The organism is Streptomyces sp. NPDC094143 (assembly GCF_040303825.1).
In the GTDB taxonomy this organism is placed as follows: domain Bacteria; phylum Actinomycetota; class Actinomycetes; order Streptomycetales; family Streptomycetaceae; genus Streptomyces.
The window spans coordinates 34,268-54,628 of the sequence record NZ_JBEOTZ010000029.1; the positions used below are offsets into that span (position 1 = coordinate 34,268).

Below are 20,361 nucleotides of genomic sequence, written 5' to 3' on the forward strand. Positions count from 1 at the left end.
CAAAATCGGATAACGGGCGACCCCCGAACCGCACCACTCCGGTACATCACGGCCGGACCTTCTGTGGGAATGCCTCCTTCCGGCCGGAAGATCTTCGGCATATCCCGGGATTTCGACACGGAGGCCGCGGGCTTCACCACCGCTTGAGTGGTTCTCGATGGTTTGTCCAGCCCTTGCCCCGATTTTGGACGAAGAGTCAGGGCGCCGGTATGTGACCTTGGCGTTATGGACTCGTCCTCGGTGCCTTCCGTCCGGTAAGAAGGGTCTTTACACCCCTCATCCGGGGCTCAGGGCGCGTGTGCGGCGCGCCCGTCGCGTACGCGCCCGTACGTATCACGTACAGAGCACGACCACGGCCGTACGCGGTCCCGCCCACCCCTCACCAGGAGTGGCCACCCTCAAACCAATGAAGATTTAAGGGGTAAAACGAAGTGGCAGCGGAGATCGTCAATCCTCGCAGCGAGAGCAAGACCGGTGATACGGGCAACGAGGGCAGTGCGGAGCCCCTCGACTCCTTCGATCCGGCGTTCGCGTTGCACCGCGGCGGCAAAATGGCCGTGCAGGCCACGGTGCCGGTCCGCGACAAGGACGACCTGTCCCTGGCGTACACGCCCGGCGTCGCGAAGGTGTGCAGCGCGATCGCGGAGCAGCCGGAGCTGGTGCACGACTACACGTGGAAGTCTTCGGTCGTCGCCGTCGTGACGGACGGTACGGCCGTGCTGGGGCTCGGTGACATCGGGCCCGAGGCCTCCCTCCCGGTGATGGAGGGCAAGGCCATCCTGTTCAAGCAGTTCGGCGGTGTGGACGCGGTCCCGATCGCGCTGAACTGCACGGACGTCGACGACATCGTCGAGACGGTGGTGCGGCTCGCGCCGTCGTTCGGCGGGGTCAACCTGGAGGACATCTCGGCGCCGCGGTGCTTCGAGATCGAGCGGAAGCTGCAGGAGCGGCTGGACATCCCGGTCTTCCACGACGACCAGCACGGCACGGCGGTCGTGACGCTGGCCGCCCTGCGGAACGCCGCGCGGCTGAGCGGGCGGGCCGTCGGTGACCTGCGGGCCGTCATCTCCGGCGCCGGCGCGGCCGGGGTCGCCATCGCGAGGATGCTGGTCGAGGCCGGGGTCGGGGATGTCGCGGTGGCCGACCGCAAGGGTGTCGTGTCGGCGGACCGGGACGACCTCACGGCGGTGAAGCGGGAACTGGCCGGGTTCACGAACAAGGCCGGGCTCACGGGGTCGCTGGAGTCGGCGCTTGCCGGGGCCGACGTGTTCATCGGGGTGTCCGGCGGGACGGTGCCGGAGTCCGCGGTCGCGTCGATGGCCGAGGGCGCGTTCGTCTTCGCCATGGCGAACCCGAACCCCGAGGTGCACCCCGAGGTCGCGCACAAGTACGCGGCGGTGGTCGCCACCGGGCGGTCGGACTTCCCGAACCAGATCAACAACGTGCTGGCGTTCCCCGGGATCTTCGCGGGGGCGCTGCAGGTGCGGGCCTCCCGGATCACGGAGGGGATGAAGCTGGCCGCCGCGGAGGCGCTGGCGGCCGTGGTCGGGGACGACCTCGCGGCCGACTACGTCATCCCGTCGCCGTTCGACGAGCGGGTGGCACCGGCGGTGACGGCGGCGGTCGCCGCGGCGGCGCGTGCCGAGGGCGTGGCTCGCCGCTGACGCCGCTCGCTGGGTGGTGAGGTGACCCCGTCCCGGTTCGGGCGGGGTCATTTCTTTGCCATCGGCTGAGCTGTTCGGGTGGTGTGCGGGTGCGGGTGCGGGTGCGGGTGCTTATGTGTCCGCCTGCTGCTGCGTGCCGACCCGTGGCAGTTGGTGCGGGTCGCGGGGGTGCGGCCCGCGCTGGTGGTGGGGCGGGGCCGCGGGCGCCGGGGGGTGTCCGTCCTCGGAACGGCGCGATCGACCTGCGGGCCGACCGGCTGTCCGTTGACGCGCCAACCGCTGCGGGCGGACACTCCCCGACACGGCCCCTCGCGTGGCGCGGCGGGTGCGGGTGCGTCGTGGTTCAGCCGGCCTCAGCAGGGGCCTCCCGGTCCTGGCAAGAGGGTGTGTCTCACAGGCCCACACGGTTCCGTCGTACCGGTGGGGAACCTATCGTCAAGGTCATGTTCGCTGTCTACGCCGCCCGAATCGACCGCGACCAGCCGCTGTCCGGCCTGGAGTTGGGAGAGCGCCCGGCTCCCGAGGCCCGTCCCGGCTGGAGCACCGTCACCGTCAAGGCCGCCTCCCTCAACCACCACGACCTCTGGTCCCTGCGCGGCGTCGGCCTCGCGGAGGACAAGCTGCCGATGATCCTCGGCTGCGACGCCGCCGGTGTCGACGAGGACGGCAACGAGGTCGTCCTGCACTCCGTCATCGGACAGAGCGGGCACGGGGTCGGCCCGAAGGAACCCCGTTCCATCCTCACCGAGCGCTACCAGGGGACCTTCGCCGAGCAGGTCTCCGTGCCGACCTGGAACATCCTGCCCAAGCCGAAGGAGCTGTCCTTCGAGGAGGCCGCCTGTCTGCCGACGGCGTGGCTGACCGCGTACCGGATGCTGTTCACGAACGCGGGTGTCCGGCCCGGTGATTCCGTGCTCGTGCAGGGCGCCGGCGGTGGTGTCGCCACGGCCGCCATCGTGCTGGGCAAGGCGGCCGGGCTGCGGGTCTTCGCCACCAGCCGGGACGAGGCCAAGCGCAAGCGGGCCGTGGAGCTGGGGGCCGTGGAGGCGCTGGAGGCCGGGGCGCGTCTGCCGCAACGGGTCGACGCCGTGATCGAGACCGTGGGCGCGGCGACCTGGTCGCATTCCGTGAAGTCGCTGAAGCCCGGTGGCACCCTGGTCATCTCCGGTGCCACCAGCGGTGACCGTCCCTCGCACGCCGAGCTGACCCGCATCTTCTTCCTGGAGCTCAAGGTCGTCGGCTCCACGATGGGCACCAAGGACGAGCTGGAGGATCTGCTCGACTTCTGCGCGGCCACCGGCGTGCGGCCCGTCATCGACGACGTGCTGCCCATGGACCGTGCGCGTGAGGGCTTCGAACGGCTCGCATCCGGTGAGCAGTTCGGGAAGGTCGTGCTGACCAATCCCTGAGCGGGCGCCGCGTGACGCTGGAACGGCCGGTCCGGAAACGGGCCGGCCGTTTCGTGTGTCAACCGGGGTTGACGAATGCCGGGTGTCAACCTATGTTGACGTCATGACCGAAGCAACCGATCTGGCCGAACGTGCCGGTGACCGTGATCCGCGGGTCGGCCTGCGGGCCGTGGCCGCGCTGCGCAGGCTGCTGGAGCAGCTGGAAGCCGTGCAGGTGCGCAACGCGCGCCATCAGGGCTGGTCGTGGCAGGAGATCGCCACCGAACTCGGTGTGAGCAGGCAGGCCGTGCACAAGAAGTACGGGAGGCATTGATGTTCGAGCGGTTCACGAAGGACGCGCGGGATGTGGTGAAGGGCGCGTTCGCACATGTCGAGCGTGGCGGCGGGGGCGGACAGTCCGTGGAGGCCGAGCATCTGCTGCTGGCCCTGCTCGACCGGGAGGGCAGTCGGGGATCCTTCGCGCTCGCCGCCCTGGGGCTCGGACCCGAGGAGCGGGAGCCCGTGCGGGAGGCCCTCGCGGAGGCGCGGAGGCGGGCCGGGCTGTCCCGGGCCGAGAGCGACGCGCTCGCCGGGCTGGGGATCGACGTGGCGGAGATCGTCGCCCGCGTGGAGGAGGTGCACGGCGTCGGAGCGATGTCCGGCGACCGCAAGGACACGCGGTGGTGGTCCGGGCGGCCCTCCTTCGGGCGCGGGGCCAAGGACGTGCTGGAGAGGTCGCTGCGGGCGGCCCTCGCGCACCGGGACCGGCACATCGGCGACGAGCACCTGCTGCTGGCCCTGACCATGCGCCCGGGCGTGCCGGCCGAGGTCCTCGCCGATCACGGGGTGACGTACGCGACGCTGGTGCGCGTGCTGTACGGGGATGGCGGCGAGGCCAAGGCCGGCTGAACGCGGCCGCTCACTTCTTCGGTGTGCGCAGGAGCGCTCCTATGTGGGCCGCGGCCGTCGACAGATGGCGGCGGGCGTCGCGCAGCTGCTCGGGGGTGACGCCGTGGTCGCGGGCCGCGTCGCGGATGTCGTCGCGGAAGCGGTCGAGGAGTCGGTCGAGGTCGCGGGCGGGGTCGCCGGTGGACTCCGCGGCGTCCTCGTGGGCCCAGGCCGGTTCGTAGGAGGCCGGGAAGTCCTCGGTGGGCCGCGAGTCCTGCGCCGGTGCGGCCGGCTTGCCGGTGCCGGTCCAGTCGAAGGCGAAGTCCTTGCCGTAGTCCTTGCCGAACTCGCCGACCTCCTTGACCAGTTCGCTGAGGCCCTCGCGCAGGCCCGTCGGCCAGTCGCCGCGGGTGAAGTGGTCCTGCACCTGCTCCTGGACGCGGCGGGCGATGCGCTGCACCTGCTCCTGCGCCTGGGCGCGGGCCTGCTCCTGGGCCTCCTTCGCCTGGCGGCGGGCGCGCTGGGCGTCCTCTCGGGCGCGACGGCTCTCGTCCTTGGCGCGGCGGGCCTGCTCCTTCCACTCCTGCCGGGCGCGCCGCATCTCCTCCTTGGCGGTGCGCCAGGCGTCCTTGTCGCCGTACTGCGCGAAATCGCCGTAGGGGCTCTCGGTGCCGCCGGTCCGGCTGCCGTTGTCCCGCCGGGCCTCGGTCGCGGCGGCGCGCATCTCGCGGCGCAGGTCGCCCGCGGCCCCGCGGACGTCCGCCTGGATCTCGGCGGCCAGTTCGGCGACGGACTCCCGGATCTCCAGCTCCAGGTCGGCCAGCTCGCCGCTGCGGTCGGCCAGCTCGGCCCGGCCCGCGTCCGTGATCGAGTACACCTTGCGGCCGCCCTCGGTGGTGTGGGTGACCAGGCCCTCGGCCTCCAGCTTGGCCAGACGGGGGTAGACCGTGCCCGCCGACGGTGCGTACAGCCCCTGGAAGCGCTCCTCCAGGAGGCGGATCACCTCGTAGCCGTGGCGAGGGGCCTCGTCCAGCAGCTTCAGCAGGTAGAGGCGGAGGCGGCCGTGGGCGAAGACGGGGGGCATGTCAGAGCACCTTCTTGTCGGTCGTACCGTCGGCCGGGGCGGTGCCGTCGCCCGGGCCGGAGACGGAATTGTCTCCCGAGGTGCCCCCCGGGTGGCCTGCCGGGGCCGCCGAGGGGCTGTCGGTGCCGGGATGGGCGTCCCGTGGTGCATGGTCGTCGTCGTCCCGCGCCGGCCGGCGCAGCAGGGCGATCGAGCCGGAGACCGTCGTGGCCCGCAGGGTGCCGTTGCCCGCGCCGAGGCGGCCGGTGATCTTGTGGGCGCCCCACTGGCCGTGCACACGGAGGTCGTCGAAGGCGTTGGAGACGGCGCCGCTCGCCGTGTTGGCCTCGACTTCGGCGTCCGCCCGGTGTGGCAGCCGGATCGCGATCTCGCCGGAGACGCTGGTCAGCTTCACGTCCGTCGGGCCGTCCGGGGCGAGGTCGACGATCATGGAACCGCTGACCGAGTCGGCCCGGACCGAGCGGCCGGCGCCCTCGACCACGGTGAGGTCGCCGGAGACCGAGTTGAACCGCAGGTCGCCCGTGACGTCCTGGGCCTCCAGGCTGCCGGAGACCGTGTCGGCGCGGACCGGGCCGGACAGGCCCACCAGGGTCGTGTCGCCGGTGACGCCCTTGACCACCGTCCGGCCCTCGATGCCGGAGACGACGGCCGCCGCGCCGACGACTCCCAGCTCCACGCGCGTGGCGGCCGGGACGGCCAGGGAGACCACCGCGCTGCGGCGCCAGCCCTTGCGGTCCAGCCAGGACAGGAAGCCCTTCCAGGGCAGGTCCTCGTAGGCCACCGTCAGGGTGCCGCCCTCCCGGGTCACCACCAGGGGTGGGCCCTCGATCTCGGAGACCTCCAGGCGGGCGGAACCTTCGTCCGTGCCCACCACGTTCACCGTTCCGTTGACCAGGCGTACGTGGAGATCGCTCACGGGCTCGTCGAAGGTGAGCTTGCTCGGTTCCGTGACGGACCACTCGGACATCGTGAGACCTCCCGACCCGACGCGCCATATCGCGTCTACTGAAATTCACGATATATCGTGGACGGGGAAAGTCAAGACACCCGTTCCGGGGATGGGAGAGTGAACATAAGTACTCAAAGATGGGTGATTCGCCCTAACGTGTGAGCATGCCGACGGAAGCTGTGCCCACCGGTCCCGCGCCAGGGGCGCTGCTGTTGTGCCGGGCGGTGCCCGGGGCCGTCGCCCCCGTCGCCCGGCTGCTGCGCGAGCCCATGCGGCTGACCCGCGCGGGCGACGACTGGAGTGTCCTCGTCCCCGAGGGCCGGCCCTGGCGGGACGGCACCGAGCCCGTCGACCGCGTGGTCACCGGCTGGGCCACCGCCCTGGCCGTGGGCGCGCCCTGGCCCGTCCTCGCCCTGTGGTGGGACGCCGACCACGCGGGCTTCACCCTCGCCTACGGCTTCCGCCGCCCGGTGGGGTTCGTCTGGCTCGCGAGCGGCGTCCCGGCGGGGGAGGACGAGGCGATGCGCACGTTCGCCGCGCGCGTAGGTCTCGACCCCGTTCTGGACCTGCAGGCCCTCGAACAGCTGACGAAGCCCGACGCGGCGGCCGACGCCCCCGCCCGGCTGCGCGGCCTGCTCGCGGTCCTCGCGCGCGTGGGCGTCTCGATGCCGCCCGGGTTCGCTCCCGGCGTCCCCGCCGACCGACTCGGGGAAGCCGCCGCCGTGCTGCCGGACAGCCTGCCGGTCGAGTGGCCGGGCCTGCGCGAGGCGGTCGTGGAGCGCGGCACCGTCGAGCACAGCCGCCTCGGCCCCTGGCTGCCCTGGGCGGGCGGCCCGAGGGCCCGCGCGCTGGCCCTCGCTCAAGTGGCGGCGGGCGTACCGCTGCTCGCCTGGGGCCTACGCCGGCACGGTGGCGGCTGGGGCTGGGCCACGGCCGGGGCGCTGCTCCTGGCGCACGGCACGCTGGGGCTGGCCTACGGCCTCACGCACCCGCGCGACTGACACCCGTCCGGTGGGCGGGCGGGCTGGGTGCTGGGTGTGGGGCGGTCGTGGAGCAGTGTCCCGGGCGTGGTCGGGGCTGGTGACCTGGTGCGTCCGGCGGGCCGCCGGGGCCCGTCCGTGGTTTCGGGGTGTGGGGCGGTCGTCGGTCGTGGAGCACGGTGTCGTGGAGCAGTGTCCCGGGCGTGGTCCGGGCCGGTGACGATCTGGTGCGTCCGTTCGGCCACCGGCGTCCGTCCCTGGGTGCTGGGTGCTGGGTGCTGGGTGCTGGGTGCTGGGTGCGGGGGAGGGGGACCGGGGGAGGGGGACCGGGGGAGGGGGACGGATAGCGCCATGCCGTGGGCGGCGTTCCGGACGGAGGGGCGGGTCCGTCTGCCGTGTGGTCGACGGCCGGCCCCTGTCGTCGAACCCCGCGCTCCGCTACTCGTCGTCCTCGTCGTCCAGCCGGGCCAGCCACGTCGCCAGGCGCTCCACCGGCACCTCGAAGTCGGGGTTGAGATCGACGAACGTGCGCAGCTGCTCGGCGAGCCACTCGAAGGTGACCTCCTCCTCGCCGCGCCGCTTCTCCAGTTCCTCGATGCCACGGTCCGTGAAGTACATGGCTCAAGGATATGCGGCCGGGCCGCACCCCCTGGCGGGGATGCGGCCCGGTGACGTGCGACGGGATGCGCGGGCTACGCCTCGAACACCTCACGCACCAGCTGCTCCTGCTCGGCCTGGTGCCGCTTCGCGGAACCCACCGCCGGGGACGAGCTGTGCGGGCGCGAGATGCGGCGCAGGCGCTCGCCGTGCGGGACCTCCGCGCCGACCGCCAGGTCCAGGTGGTCGATCAGGTTGAGCGCGATGAACGGCCAGGCACCCTGGTTCGCCGGCTCCTCCTGGGCCCACAGGTACTTCTCGGCGTTCGGGTACTTCTTGATCTCCGCCTGGAGCTCGGCACCCGGCAGCGGGTACAGGCGCTCGATGCGGATGATCGCCGTGTCCGTCACGCCGCGCTTGTGACGCTCGGCCTCCAGGTCGTAGTAGACCTTGCCGGCGCAGAAGACGACCTTCTTGACCGCGGCCGGGTCGACCGACGCGTCGCCGATGACCGGCCGGAACTGCCCGGTCGTGAACTCCTCCGCCTTCGACGCCGCCGCCTTCAGGCGCAGCATCGATTTCGGCGTGAAGACCACCAGCGGCTTGTGGTGCGGGTTGTGCACCTGCCACCGCAGGAGGTGGAAGTAGTTCGACGGCGACGTCGGCATGGCGACGGTCATGTTGTTCTGGGCGCACATCTGGAGGAAGCGCTCCGGGCGGGCCGAGGAGTGGTCCGGGCCCTGGCCCTCGTAGCCGTGCGGCAGGAGCAGCACGACACCGGAGGTCTGGGCCCACTTCTGCTCGGCCGACGAGATGAACTCGTCCACGACCGTCTGGGCGCCGTTGACGAAGTCGCCGAACTGCGCCTCCCACATCACGAGCGCCTCGGGGCGGGCCAGCGAGTAGCCGTACTCGAAGCCCATCGCCGCGTACTCGGACAGCAGGGAGTTGTAGACGTTGAGCCGCGCCTGGTCCTCGGAGAGGTACTGCAGCGGCGTGTACTCCTCGCCCGTGCTGCGGTCGATGATGACCGCGTGGCGCTGGCCGAACGTACCGCGCTGCGAGTCCTGGCCCGCCAGGCGGACCGGGACGCCCTCCAGCAGGAGGGAGCCGATCGCGAGGGTCTCGCCCATGCCCCAGTCGATGGTGCCGTCCTCGACCATCGACGCGCGGCGCTGCAGCTGGGGCAGCAGACGCGGGTGGACGGTGACGTGGTCGGGGATGTTGACCTGGGACTCGGCGATCCGCTTGACGACCTCCGTGGTTACCGCGGTGTTCACGGCGACCGGGAACTCGGCCTGCGGGTCGGAGGTCTCCACGATGTTCGGCTGCGAGGTGGCCTCGCGGACCTCGGTGAAGACCTTCTCCAGCTGGCCCTGGTAGTCCTGCAGCGCCTGCTCGGCCTCTTCCAGGGTGATGTCGCCGCGACCGATCAGGGACTCGGTGTACAGCTTGCGCACCGAGCGCTTCTTGTCGATCAGGTCGTACATCAGCGGCTGCGTGAAGGCCGGGTTGTCCGACTCGTTGTGACCGCGGCGGCGGTAGCAGATGAGGTCGATCACCACGTCCTTGTTGAACGCCTGGCGGAACTCGAAGGCGAGCCGCGCGACGCGGACCACGGCCTCCGGGTCGTCGCCGTTCACGTGGAAGATCGGGGCCTCGATCATGCGCGCCACGTCCGTCGCGTACATGGAGGAACGCGAGGACTCGGGGGCCGCGGTGAAGCCGACCTGGTTGTTGATGACGATGTGGACCGTGCCGCCGGTGCGGTAGCCGCGCAGCTGCGACATGTTCAGGGTCTCGGCCACCACGCCCTGGCCCGCGAAGGCCGCGTCGCCGTGGATCGCGACCGGCAGGACCGTGAAGTCCGTGCCGCCCTTGCCGATGATGTCCTGCTTGGCGCGGGAGACGCCCTCCAGGACGGGGTCGACGGCTTCGAGGTGCGAGGGGTTCGCGACCAGGGTGACCTTGATCTGCTCGCCGTCGAGGCCGGTGAAGGTGCCCTCGGCGCCCAGGTGGTACTTCACGTCACCGGAGCCGTGCATCGACTTCGGGTCGAGGTTGCCCTCGAACTCGCGGAAGATCTGGGCGTACGACTTGCCGACGATGTTGGCGAGGACGTTCAGGCGGCCGCGGTGGGCCATGCCGATGACGACCTCGTCCAGGCGGGACTCGGCGGCCGAGTCCAGCACCGCGTCCAGCAGCGGGATGACGGACTCGCCGCCCTCCAGGGAGAAGCGCTTCTGGCCGACGTACTTGGTCTGCAGGAACGTCTCGAACGCCTCGGCCGCGTTCAGCCGGCGCAGGATGCGCAGCTGCTCCTCGCGCTCCGGCTTGGAGTGCGGGCGCTCCACGCGGTCCTGGATCCACTTGCGCTGCTTCGGGTCCTGGATGTGCATGAACTCGATGCCGGTGGTGCGGCAGTACGAGTCGCGCAGGACGCCGAGGATGTCGCGCAGCTTCATCATCGACTTGCCGGCGAAGCCGCCGACGGCGAACTCGCGCTCCAGGTCCCACAGGGTGAGCCCGTGCTCGGTGATGTCCAGGTCGGGGTGCTTGCGCTGCTGGTACTCCAGCGGGTCGGTGTCGGCCATGACGTGGCCGCGGACCCGGTAGGAGTGGATCAGCTCGAAGACGCGGGCGGCCTTGGTGACGTCGTCGTCGTGGCTGGCGTCGATGTCCTTGAGCCAGCGGACCGGCTCGTAGGGGATGCGCAGCGCCTCGAAGACGTCGTCGTAGAAGCCGTTCTCGCCGAGCAGGAGGTTCGCGACCTGGCGGAGGAACTCGCCGGAGGCGGCGCCCTGGATGACCCGGTGGTCGTAGGTCGACGTGAGCGTCATGACCTTCGAGATGCCGAGCTTGTTCAGGGTGTCCTGGGAGGTGCCCTGGAACTCCGCCGGGTAGTCCATGGAGCCGACGCCCATGATGACCGACTGGCCGGGCATCAGACGCGGGACCGAGTGGACCGTGCCGAGGCCGCCGGGGTTGGTCAGGGAGACCGTGACGCCGGTGAAGTCGTCCATCGTCAGCTTGCCGTCGCGGGCGCGGCGGACGATGTCCTCGTAGGCCTGCCAGAACTCGAAGAAGTTCAGCGTCTCGGCCTTCTTGATCGCCGCGACGACCAGCTGGCGGTCGCCGTTCGGCTTGACCAGGTCGATGGCGAGACCGAGGTTGACGTGGTCCGGCTTGACCAGGGTGGGCTTGCCGTCGACCTTCGCGAACGAGTAGTTCATCGCCGGCATGGCCTTGATCGCCTGGACCATGGCGTAGCCGATGAGGTGCGTGAACGAGATCTTCCCGCCGCGCGCCCGCTTGAGGTGGTTGTTGATGACGATGCGGTTGTCGAACAGCAGCTTCACCGGGACCGCGCGCACGGACGTCGCCGTGGGCAGCTCCAGGGAGGCGTCCATGTTCTTCGCGACCGCGGCGGCGGGGCCGCGCAGCACGACCTGCTCGGGACCGGAGGGGGCCTCGCCGGCGGGCTCGGCCTTCTTCGCGGGAGCGGCCGGCTGGGCGGCGGCCGGCTTCGCGGGGGCCGGGGCGGCCTTCGCGGGAGCGGCGGCCTGGGCCGGAGCCGGAGCCTGGGCCTGGGCCGGAGCCGGAGCCTGGGCCGGAGCCGAGGCCTGCGCGGCGGCGGGCTTCTCGGCCGCCGGGGCGGAGGCCTGGGCGGGCGCGGCCGGTGCGGCGGGCTGAGCGGACGGGGGTCCCCCCGCGCGAGCTGTTTCGAGCGTGGGGGAGGTCCCCGCGGCCCCCGTGGCCGCGGTACCCGACGGGGCCGGCGCGCCAGCGGCGCCCGGCTTGTAGTCGGCGAAGAAGTCCCACCAGGCTCGGTCTACCGAATTCGGGTCCTGGAGGTACTGCTGATAGATCTCGTCGACGAGCCACTCGTTGGCACCGAACGACGCGGCGGGGTTCTTGCCCGCTTGGTCGGTGTCGGTCGAGATGCTCGAGTTACTGGGGGACTGTGGCGACACGGCGGCAACCGCCCTCTTCCGCTTCACAAGATGATGGACAGCGGGAATCAAGGCTACGCCTCCCCGAGCGGGAAGGTCAGGCCGGGCCCGTTCAACGTCGCGCAAGTCACATCTTGCAGTGCGTTTCGGCGCTTGAAATGGCGGGAAACAAGCGTGGTTCCGCTTCAGGAGGGAAGGGTGGAGCGGGGCCTGACGCGCCAGTGGCGCGGGCCTGTGCCTGATCACACGTGTCCGTCAGCGCGGATGCCGGTGGATCTTGTGGCTCCGCTTCGAACTTTACGTCAACTTGGCACAGATGGAAGTCCCGGAAGAGTGACAAGAATCCGGCAACCCCGCTCGGATTCGGCCACTCCGATCCTTCCGCCGTGCAGATCCACCGCCCAGCGGGCGATCGCCAGGCCGAGGCCGGTGCCGCCGTCGCTGCCCGGCCCCTGCGACCGCTTGGCACTGCCGCGGTTGAACCGCTCGAAGACGCGGTGCCACTCGGACTTCGGAATGCCGGGGCCCTCGTCCAGGACCTCCAGCTCCAGCGACTCCGGCAGGGCGCCGCGCCGCGCCTTGACCGTCACCCGGCCGTGCGGCGGACTGTGCTTGACCGCGTTGTCGATGAGATTGGCCACGACCTGGTGGATGCGCTCGGGGTCGGCGTGCGCGGTCAACTCCGGCGGGTGCACGTCGAGGTGGAGGTGCACGTCCGTGCGGGTGTGACTGCCCGAGCCGGTGGCGATGCCCGCGCGCACGGAGGCGACCATGTTGGCCTCCTTCAGCACGCCCGACAGGTACGGCCACACCTCGAACCGCCGCTTCTTCAGCGGGACGACGCCGTTGTCCAGGCGGGACAGGTCCAGCAGCGTCTCCACCAGCCGGCCGAGGCGCTCGGTCTGCTTCAGCGCCGTGCGCATCGTCTCCGGGTCGGCCTGGGTGACACCGTCGACGATGTTCTCCAGCACGGCGCGCAGCCCGGCGATGGGGGTGCGCAGCTCGTGCGAGACGTTCGCCACCAGCTCCTTGCGCTGGCGGTCCTGGGCCTCCAGCTCGTCGGCCATGGCGTTGATCGTCACGGCCAGGTCGCCCAGCTCGTCACGGCGGTTCTCCCGCGTGCGTCGGGTGTAGTCGCCCTGCGAGATGGAACGTGCCACGGCCGTCATCTCGTCCAGGGGCGCGGTGAGCGAATGGGCCACGAACTGCGTGATCAGCAAAGTGGCGATCATCGAGAAGACCGTGATGAAGCGCAGCTCCGTCTTCGTGTGCACCGCGATCACCGACAGGCCTGTGGTGATCAGCACCGAGATGACGACCAGCGCGCCCAGCTTGGTCTTGATCGAGAACGGGCTCACCTTTCCCCAGGGTTCCGGCTCCCCGGGGTTCCTCCGTGCAGCCGGCCCGCCGCTCATGGCGTCGGGGTCTCCAGGGCGTAGCCCACACCGTGCACGGTGCGGATCCGCTCGGCGCCGATCTTCCGGCGCAGCGCCTTGATGTGGCTGTCGACCGTGCGCGTGCCGGAGGCGTCCGCCCAGTCCCAGACCTCGGCGAGCAGCTGCTCACGGGAGAGGACCGCGCGGGGGGTGTTCGCGAGGCACACCAGCAGGTCGAACTCGGTGGGCGTGAGGTGGACGTCCTCGCTGCGCACCCGGACCCGGCGCTGCGCGTGGTCGATCTCCAGTTCGCCCAGGCGCAGGATGCCGCTGCGCGGAGTCGCGGCGGCCAGCGCGGCCCGCTCCACGCGACGCAGCAGCACGTGCACGCGCGCCGCCAGCTCCCGCATCGAGAACGGTTTGGTCATGTAGTCGTCGGCGCCGACGCCGAGACCGACCAGCATGTCGGTCTCGTCGTCGCGCGCGGTGAGCATCAGCACCGGAACCGGGCGGGCGGCCTGCACGCGACGGCAGACCTCCAGACCGTCGAAGCCGGGCAGCATGATGTCGAGGATCAGCAGGTCCGGCTGCCAGGCCTCGGCGGTGTCGACGGCGGCCGGACCGTCGCCCGCGGTTTGCACGAGGAATCCCTCGGCTCGCAGGCGGGTCGCGATGGCGTCGACGATCGTGGCGTCGTCCTCGACGACGAGCACCCGGCGCTGCGCGCCCGGGGTAGCCGTCGCCGAACCGTTGTGGGAGGTCTGTGTCTGCTCCATCGCCCGCCCCTGGGGTGTGCTTTCCGGAATCAGTGGGGTGATTCCTTCTGACTGGCTATGCCTGCGCATCGTTGCGATTGACGCTTGAATGATCGGCGTCAGAGGAGCAGCGTACGGGCAGGCAGCACGCCTTTGCTATCCAGGGCGGATGGCGAGGTGCACCACGTCGGGAACGCCCCGGGCAACCGGGATCTCTTCGGTACGCACCTGTTGGAACCCGGCATTCCACAAGGTTTCTTCGAATTCCGGAGAGGGCTGGGCGGACCAGACGGCGAGTACCCCGCCGGGCCTCAACACCCGCGCGCAGCCCGCCAGTCCGGCTTCGCCGTAGAGCTGCGCGTTGCCCTCCGTCACGGTCCAGTCGGGGCCGTTGTCTATGTCGAGGCACAGGGCGTCGTACGTGTCGGATGTCTCATTGACGTAGGCGACGAGATCGGCTTCGACGATTTCCGTGCGGGGGTCGGCGAGGGCCTCGGCGGAGATCGCGGAGAGTGGGCCGGCGCGGTGCCATTCGACGATCGCGTGCTCGCGTTCCACCACCGCGATCCGGCCCCAGCGGGCGTTTGCGGCGGCGTGCGCCAGGGAGAAGCCGACGCCGAGTCCGCCGATGAGTACGTCGGGGCGCTCCCGGCCGGGCAGGGCGTCCAGGGCCGCGTCGACCAGTCGCCGCTCCGAGCGGCCGTCGGAGGTGTCCATCAGGAAACAGCCGTTGGCGATGATCTCCAGCCGGTCACCGTGCCGCCGCAGCACGACCTCGCCGTGCGGGCCGTCGCGCCGGTCCAGGACGTCAGGCGTGTCGTATGAGGTGGGCATCGGCTCATCCTGGCAGGTCCGGGTCACCGTGGGCGCAAGATTATCGGGGGGACGCCGCGGGAAGCCACGAGGTCGCCGTGCATCGGCCCGCGCGTGGCGCCCGTCACAGACAGCGGGGCGGGAGCGGGCGAAGGCTGGGACCCGACGGAAGGAGCGTCCCCTGTGGAACGCGCCGCGCCGCCCGGCGGGACGGCCCCACCCGCGCCGGCCGCTGCGCCGGGGCCGCCGGCCGACGGACCGCTGCCGGAGGGTGTGCCGCTGCCGGGGGGTGCCTGTGCCGAGGGGTGCCTGTGCCGAGGGGTGTGCCGCTGCTGGACGGCGTGCCGGGGCGGCGCGGCCCGTACGGCACGGCGCATCGGGGCCGGCTGAAGTCGCGCCCCGCGGCCGCGTCCCGGCGCCGGGTGCCGCGTCCCTGGCGGCTGCTGCCCACGCCCGCCGCAACGCCGTTCACCTTCGGGTACGCGGTCCTGCTCTGCGCCACCTCACTGATCCGCGCGCACGCCGACCCCGCCGTGGTGCACGCCCTGCTCCAGGGCTCCAGCACGGACGTGGCGCACCTGGTGCGCGCGCCGGAACGGGTCCTGGTCGGCAGCGCGCTGTGGGTCGCGGGCGGGCTGGTCCCGCCGTTCGCGATCGGGTTCGTGCTGGTGCTGACCGCGCTGGAACGGCGGATCGGCGGGCTGCGCACGGCCGGGGTCTTCCTGCTCGGGCACGTCCTCGCCACCCTGGCGACCGAGGTCCCGGTGGGCCTCGCGGTGCTGGCCGGAGCGTTCCGCCGAAGGCGGCCGGCGGGGGCAGGCGCAGCCAGGGCGGGAGCAGACCGGCCAGGGCGCCGGTGGCGGCGGCGACGCCGAAGGTCGACGCCGTAGTCGAGGCGGTGGAGGGAGGAGCCGGACAGGTGCCCCTGCGTGACCTGCTCGCCTTCACCGACCCACTGACGAACTGGGGGCATCCGATCGCCCTGACCATCGGCGTCGCGACCTGGCCGCTGGTGCGGCGGTGGCGCCTGGCCCGCCCGGCCCCGGGGCAGTCGCTGAGGGCGGGGCTGCCCGGGCAGGTGGCCTCAGGCGGGCCGCTCGGCCCGCGCCGACCCCGAGGAATCGTGTCGAGCGCTGGTCAGCCAGGCCCTCATCTCCCAGCCCAGAGCCTCGTACAGGCCTCGCCCCGCGGGTGTGCCGGCCAGGACACCGGTCCGTGCTCCCTGCCGGGCGGCGGCGCTCTGCAGGGTCCGCATGACGAAGCTGCCCAGTCCCTTGCGGCGATGTTCCGGGGCGGTCTCGATCCGGTCGGCGACGGCGGTGTCGCCGGTGGGGGTGATCTGCCCGCGTGCCGCCAGGGAACCGTCCGGGGCGGCCAGCATCACGCGCGTCACCCCGCCCCGCGACCATGTGCGCAGCCGGTGGCCGGCGGGGACGTCCGGAGGTTCCCCCGCCGTCAGCGGGATCGTCATGAGGCAGCCGGGCTCGGGGTCGATCCACCAGTCGTCGCCCAGCCAGCCGGCGACCACCGCCGGATCCCGGAAGGCCTTCAGCCACACGCCGTCGCCGGTCACCGCGCCGGCCACCTTGCGGACGGTGGTCTCGTCGAGGCCCTCACCCGTGGTGCCGAACACGTGCCGGGTGGCGTGCCCGTACAGCCCCACGTCGATCGTCCAGCCCCACGGCTCGGCCACGGGCGGCGCCGCCCCGCGTGACACGACCCACCCGTCCACCCACGCCCGCACGGTCTCGTCCACGCCGCTCCTGTAATCCACGAACTCCGCCTTCGCCTATTACTGGGGTGACCCTATGCGGCCCCTTCGCCGTCGCGTCAGCGGTGATCGCTGACAGCGAACACGAGTCGGGGAACAACCGGCCGTCCCCAAGCATTGAGTCGGCATAGCTCAACTTGACTGCCGAAGGGGAGATCATGGCTTCGACGTCCACACCGCTCACCCTGCCCGTGCTGCCGCTCGACGGCGAAGTCGTGCTGCCCGGGATGGTGGTCCCGCTGGATCTGAGCGACTCCGAGGTCCGTGCCGCGGTGGAGGCCGCACAGGCCGCCGCTCGGACAACGCCCGGAAAGCCCCGGGTACTCCTGGTGCCGCGCATCGACGGGACGTACGCGAACACCGGTGTCCTCGGCACCGTCGAGCAGGTCGGCCGGCTGGCCGACGGCGATCCGGGCGCGCTGATCCGCGGCCGGGGGCGGGTGAGGATCGGTGCGGGGACCACGGGCCCCGGCGCGGCCCTGTGGGTCGAGGGCACCAGCGTCGACGAGACCGTGCCGGAGCCGCTGCCCGGGCAGGTCGCCGAGCTGGTCAAGGAGTACAAGGCCCTCGCCACCGCCTGGCTGCGCAAGCGCGGCGCCTGGCAGGTGGTCGACCGGGTCCAGGCCATCGACGACGTCTCGGCGCTCGCCGACAACTCCGGCTACTCGCCGTTCCTGACCACCGACCAGAAGGTCGAACTGCTGGAGACCACCGACCCGGTGGCCCGGCTCAAGCTCGCCACGCAGCAGTTGCGCGACCACCTCGCCGAGCAGGACGTGGCCGAGACCATCGCCAAGGACGTCCAGGAGGGCGTCGACAAGCAGCAGCGCGAGTTCCTGCTGCGCCGCCAGCTCGAAGCGGTCCGCAAGGAGCTGCGCGAGCTCAACGGCGAGCAGGAGGGCGAGGAGTCCGACGACTACCGCGCCCGGGTGGAGGCCGCCGACCTGCCCGAGAAGGTCCGCGAGGCCGCCCTGAAGGAGGTCGACAAGCTGGAGCGCTCCTCCGACCAGTCGCCCGAGGGCTCGTGGATCCGCACCTGGCTCGACACGGTCCTGGAGATGCCGTGGAACGAGCGCACCGAGGACGCCTACGACATCCAGGGCGCCAAGGCGGTCCTGGACGCCGAGCACGCCGGTCTCGAGGACGTCAAGGAGCGCATCACCGAGTACCTGGCGGTGCGCAAGCGGCGCAACGACCGGGGACTGGGCGTGGTCGGCGGCCGGCGCGGCGGTGCCGTGCTCGCGCTGGTCGGCCCGCCCGGCGTCGGCAAGACCTCCCTCGGCGAGTCCGTCGCCCACGCGATGGGCCGCAAGTTCGTCCGCGTCGCCCTCGGCGGCGTCCGCGACGAGGCCGAGATCCGCGGCCACCGGCGCACCTACGTCGGTGCCCTGCCCGGCCGGATCGTCCGGGCCGTCAAGGAGGCCGGTTCGATGAACCCGGTCGTGCTGCTCGACGAGATCGACAAGGTCGGCTCGGACTTCCGGGGCGACCCGGCCGCCGCCCTGCTCGAAGTGCTCGACCCGGCGCAGAACCACACCTTCCGCGACCACTACCTGGAGGTCGAGCTCGACCTCTCGGACGTGGTCTTCCTCGCCACCGCCAACGTCCTGGAGGCGATCCCGGAGGCCTTGGCCGACCGCATGGAGATCGTCCGCCTGGACGGTTACACCGAGGACGAGAAGATCGTCATCGCCCGGGACCACCTGCTCCCGCGCCAGCTGGAGCGGGCCGGGCTCGACAAGGACGAGGTGACGATCGACGAGAGCGCGCTGCGCAAGCTCGCCGGCGAGTACACGCGCGAGGCGGGCGTGCGGACCCTGGAGCGGTCCATCGCGCGGCTGCTGCGCAAGGTCGCGGCCCAGCACGAACTGGGCGAGCGAGAGCTGCCCTTCACCGTCACCGAGGCGCACCTGCGGGACCTGATCGGCCGGCCGCACCACGTGCCCGAGTCCGCCCAGGACCCGGCCGAGCGCCGGACGGCCGTGCCGGGCGTGGCCACCGGACTCGCGGTGACCGGAGCGGGCGGTGACGTGCTCTACGTCGAGGCGTCCCTGGCCGACCCGGAGACCGGCGCGGCCGGACTGACCCTGACCGGTCAGCTGGGCGACGTGATGAAGGAGTCCGCGCAGATCGCGCTGAGCTTCCTGCGCTCCCACGGCGCCGAGCTGGAACTGCCGGTGGGTGATCTGAAGGACCGGGGCGTGCACATCCACTTCCCGGCGGGCGCGGTTCCCAAGGACGGCCCGAGCGCCGGCATCACGATGACCACGGCCCTGGCGTCCCTGCTGTCCGGACGGCTGGTCCGCACGGACGTGGCGATGACCGGCGAGGTCTCGCTGACCGGGCGGGTGCTGCCGATCGGCGGCGTGAAGCAGAAGCTGCTCGCGGCGCACCGGGCGGGCGTCACCACGGTGATCATCCCCAAGCGCAACGAGCCCGACCTGGACGACGTCCCGGCGGAGGTGCTGGACAAGCTCGACGTCCGCGCCGTCACCGACGTCCGCCAGGTCCTGGAACTGGCGCTCGCGCCCGCGACGAACAGCGCGGCGCCGGAGGTTCCGGTCGCGGCGTGACGGACGCGGCCGGTTGAGGAAGGCCCGGGTTCCCGTGCGGGGGCCCGGGCCTTCACCGTGTGGTGGGCCTGTGGACACGGACGCCCTGACCTGGGAATACTTGCCGGGCTGCGGCGCCGACGGCGGCCGGAGGACAATTCCAGTAGCGACGAAACAGGCAGGGACTGACGTGCACGAGGGCGGCAACGACGACGGACACCGGGCCGGAAGCGGTGTGGACCGGCCCGCCTTCCTCGCGCTGGAGCGGGAACTGACCGTCCTGCTGCGGCGGGCCCGGGCCAGCCAGGGCGAGATGGCCCGCGAGGTCCACCCCGACCTGGAGTCGTCCGCCTACGGGCTGCTCGTCCGGCTGGACGAGTGCGGCAAGCAGCGGGCCACCGAGCTCGCCGCGTACATCGGCGTCGGCAAGGCGACGATGTCCCGCCAGCTGCGCGCCCTGGAGGAGCTCGGCCTGGTCGCCCGCGAGCCCGACCCCGCCGACGGCCGCGCCTGGCTGGTCGCTCTCACGCAGGAGGGCCAGGACCGGGTCCGCCGGGTCCGCGAGGCCCGCCGCGCCCGTTACGCCGGCCGCCTGGCCGACTGGGAGACCCGCGAGGTCACGGAACTGGCCCGGCTGCTGCACCAGCTCAACCGGGGCATGGAGAAGTAGAGGGGCGGCCGCCCTCTCAGAACTCGGCGAACACCACCGTCGCGTCGTCGTGCCGCTTGCTCCGGCCCAGCGACGTCGCGGCGGAATCCGCCCGTTCCAGCGTCCGCACCCGGTCCACCAGCGCCTGCGGCCCCTCTTTGCGCACGACCTGGAAGCAGTCCGCCCAGTCGCCCTCCCCGAACCTCTCCACCCAGCGGGTCGCCCCGTCCGTCAGGGCGGCCAGGGCGCGTACCTCCCGGCGGGGCAGGGTGCCGGCCACGGCCAGTCCAGCCACCGAGGGATCGGCCGCCGCCGTGAAGAAACCGCCCTCCTTGTTCCGCAGCGTCGCGTCCACCACCGCGTCCGTGGCCAGTGCCGAACGGGGCAGCAGAGCCAGCCGGTCGTCCAGGACGGGCGTCACCAGGCCGTCCGGGGACTCCAGGAGGAGGGCCGAGTCCGACAGGACGAGGTACTCCACCGCGTCCGGATCCCAGCGGGCCACGACCACCGTGGCCTGAGGGGTGCGGGGGTGAGAAAGGTCACAGGTTGAAGCGTGTGCCTCGGCGGTACGCGCGATAGCGCGGGACAAGGCCTCGACCAGGGGAACATCCGGGAGTGAAACGGTCAGTTCGGTCAGTGCGCCGCCGAGGCGGGCGGTGAACCAGGGGACGGAATGCAGACACCCCGTCCCGGCCTTCGGTGGCGTCACACCGTCCAGCACGACGAGCGAACCGCCCTGTCCTGAAGCCGGTAGCCCGACAGCGGCGAAGTCCTCGTTGGGGCGGTCGGCGTCTCCGGGCTCCGAGGCGAGTTCAGTACGCATCCAGCCAGTCTGCACGAGCCCTTCACATGGTCCGCAAAAGGCTGGCAATGGTTGCCGTACCGGCGCACCCGCGCAGGTCAGGCGCCTGGTTTGGGAGGGAATGATTTGTTCCGGGAAGA

Annotated in this window: 17 protein-coding genes; 8 read left to right on the forward strand and 9 right to left on the reverse strand. The window is 71.7% G+C overall.

Annotated elements, in window-relative coordinates:
- Positions 1-431 precede the first annotated feature (431 nt).
- The 4 genes from ABTZ58_RS29810 (at position 432) to ABTZ58_RS29825 (ending at position 3,961) form a co-directional block, all read left to right on the forward strand.
- Positions 432-1,664, forward strand: a complete 1,233-nt coding sequence (locus ABTZ58_RS29810; protein ID WP_351363249.1) for an NAD(P)-dependent malic enzyme — start codon at positions 432-434, stop codon at positions 1,662-1,664.
- Between the two features lie 443 nt (positions 1,665-2,107).
- Positions 2,108-3,073: a zinc-binding dehydrogenase gene (locus ABTZ58_RS29815; protein WP_351363252.1), complete on the forward strand. Its 966-nt coding sequence runs from the start codon at positions 2,108-2,110 to the stop codon at positions 3,071-3,073.
- Positions 3,074-3,176: 103 nt separating this feature from the next.
- Positions 3,177-3,386 carry a helix-turn-helix domain-containing protein gene (locus ABTZ58_RS29820; protein WP_159535743.1) on the forward strand — a complete coding sequence of 70 codons (210 nt, stop codon included), beginning with the start codon at positions 3,177-3,179 and terminating at the stop codon, positions 3,384-3,386.
- On the forward strand, positions 3,386-3,961 hold the full coding sequence (locus ABTZ58_RS29825; protein ID WP_351363256.1) for a Clp protease N-terminal domain-containing protein: 576 nt from the start codon (positions 3,386-3,388) through the stop codon (positions 3,959-3,961). Before ABTZ58_RS29820 ends, ABTZ58_RS29825 begins: the two co-directional genes overlap by 1 nt.
- 10 nt (positions 3,962-3,971) lie before the next feature.
- On the opposite strand, the gene ABTZ58_RS29830 is transcribed toward ABTZ58_RS29825, so the two are convergent.
- Positions 3,972-5,024, reverse strand: coding sequence for a PadR family transcriptional regulator (locus ABTZ58_RS29830; RefSeq protein ID WP_351363259.1), 1,053 nt, complete (start codon positions 5,022-5,024; stop codon positions 3,972-3,974).
- A gap of 1 nt (position 5,025) precedes the next feature.
- Positions 5,026-5,991 (reverse strand): DUF4097 family beta strand repeat-containing protein, encoded by a 966-nt coding sequence (locus tag ABTZ58_RS29835; protein ID WP_351363262.1) that lies wholly within the window; start codon positions 5,989-5,991, stop codon positions 5,026-5,028.
- A 146-nt stretch (positions 5,992-6,137) separates the two neighbouring features.
- On the opposite strand from ABTZ58_RS29835, the gene ABTZ58_RS29840 reads away from it, so the two are divergent.
- The gene (locus ABTZ58_RS29840) at positions 6,138-6,974 is read left to right on the forward strand and encodes a hypothetical protein (RefSeq protein WP_351363265.1); all 837 of its coding nucleotides are present in this window, start codon (positions 6,138-6,140) and stop codon (positions 6,972-6,974) included.
- A 417-nt stretch (positions 6,975-7,391) separates the two neighbouring features.
- Here ABTZ58_RS29840 and ABTZ58_RS29845 read toward each other — a convergent pair whose 3' ends face one another.
- The 5 genes from ABTZ58_RS29845 to ABTZ58_RS29865 all read right to left on the reverse strand — a co-directional run bounded on the left by ABTZ58_RS29845 (position 7,392) and on the right by ABTZ58_RS29865 (position 14,468).
- A complete protein-coding gene (locus tag ABTZ58_RS29845) occupies positions 7,392-7,571 on the reverse strand; it encodes a DUF6104 family protein (RefSeq protein ID WP_003992906.1) in 180 nt (59 codons plus the stop codon).
- Between the two features lie 74 nt (positions 7,572-7,645).
- Positions 7,646-11,524 carry a multifunctional oxoglutarate decarboxylase/oxoglutarate dehydrogenase thiamine pyrophosphate-binding subunit/dihydrolipoyllysine-residue succinyltransferase subunit gene (locus ABTZ58_RS29850; protein WP_351363267.1) on the reverse strand — a complete coding sequence of 1,293 codons (3,879 nt, stop codon included), beginning with the start codon at positions 11,522-11,524 and terminating at the stop codon, positions 7,646-7,648.
- Positions 11,525-11,805: 281 nt separating this feature from the next.
- Positions 11,806-12,918, reverse strand: coding sequence for a sensor histidine kinase (locus ABTZ58_RS29855; protein ID WP_351363270.1), 1,113 nt, complete (start codon positions 12,916-12,918; stop codon positions 11,806-11,808).
- Positions 12,915-13,655 (reverse strand): response regulator transcription factor, encoded by a 741-nt coding sequence (locus ABTZ58_RS29860; protein ID WP_309097915.1) that lies wholly within the window; start codon positions 13,653-13,655, stop codon positions 12,915-12,917. Before ABTZ58_RS29860 ends, ABTZ58_RS29855 begins: the two co-directional genes overlap by 4 nt.
- Before the next feature lie 135 nt (positions 13,656-13,790).
- Positions 13,791-14,468, reverse strand: a complete 678-nt coding sequence (locus tag ABTZ58_RS29865; RefSeq protein WP_351363274.1) for a spermidine synthase family protein — start codon at positions 14,466-14,468, stop codon at positions 13,791-13,793.
- A gap of 290 nt (positions 14,469-14,758) precedes the next feature.
- Between ABTZ58_RS29865 and ABTZ58_RS29870 the strand changes: the two genes are divergently transcribed.
- Entirely contained in the window at positions 14,759-15,337 is a 579-nt protein-coding gene (locus ABTZ58_RS29870) for a rhomboid-like protein (protein WP_502996145.1), read from the forward strand.
- 194 nt (positions 15,338-15,531) lie between these two features.
- Here the strand turns inward: ABTZ58_RS29870 and ABTZ58_RS29875 are convergent, their stop codons facing one another.
- The gene (locus ABTZ58_RS29875; RefSeq protein WP_351363277.1) at positions 15,532-16,203 is read right to left on the reverse strand and encodes a GNAT family N-acetyltransferase; all 672 of its coding nucleotides are present in this window, start codon (positions 16,201-16,203) and stop codon (positions 15,532-15,534) included.
- A gap of 173 nt (positions 16,204-16,376) precedes the next feature.
- Here ABTZ58_RS29875 and lon point away from each other — a divergent pair, with 173 nt between their 5' ends.
- Together lon and ABTZ58_RS29885 are read left to right on the forward strand one after the other, a co-directional pair.
- Positions 16,377-18,791, forward strand: coding sequence for an endopeptidase La (gene lon, locus ABTZ58_RS29880; RefSeq protein WP_351363280.1), 2,415 nt, complete (start codon positions 16,377-16,379; stop codon positions 18,789-18,791).
- 169 nt (positions 18,792-18,960) lie between these two features.
- Positions 18,961-19,440: a MarR family winged helix-turn-helix transcriptional regulator gene (locus ABTZ58_RS29885; RefSeq protein WP_351363283.1), complete on the forward strand. Its 480-nt coding sequence runs from the start codon at positions 18,961-18,963 to the stop codon at positions 19,438-19,440.
- Positions 19,441-19,456: 16 nt separating this feature from the next.
- Here the strand turns inward: ABTZ58_RS29885 and ABTZ58_RS29890 are convergent, their stop codons facing one another.
- Positions 19,457-20,242 carry a protein phosphatase 2C domain-containing protein gene (locus ABTZ58_RS29890; protein ID WP_351363286.1) on the reverse strand — a complete coding sequence of 262 codons (786 nt, stop codon included), beginning with the start codon at positions 20,240-20,242 and terminating at the stop codon, positions 19,457-19,459.
- Positions 20,243-20,361: the final 119 nt, after the last annotated feature.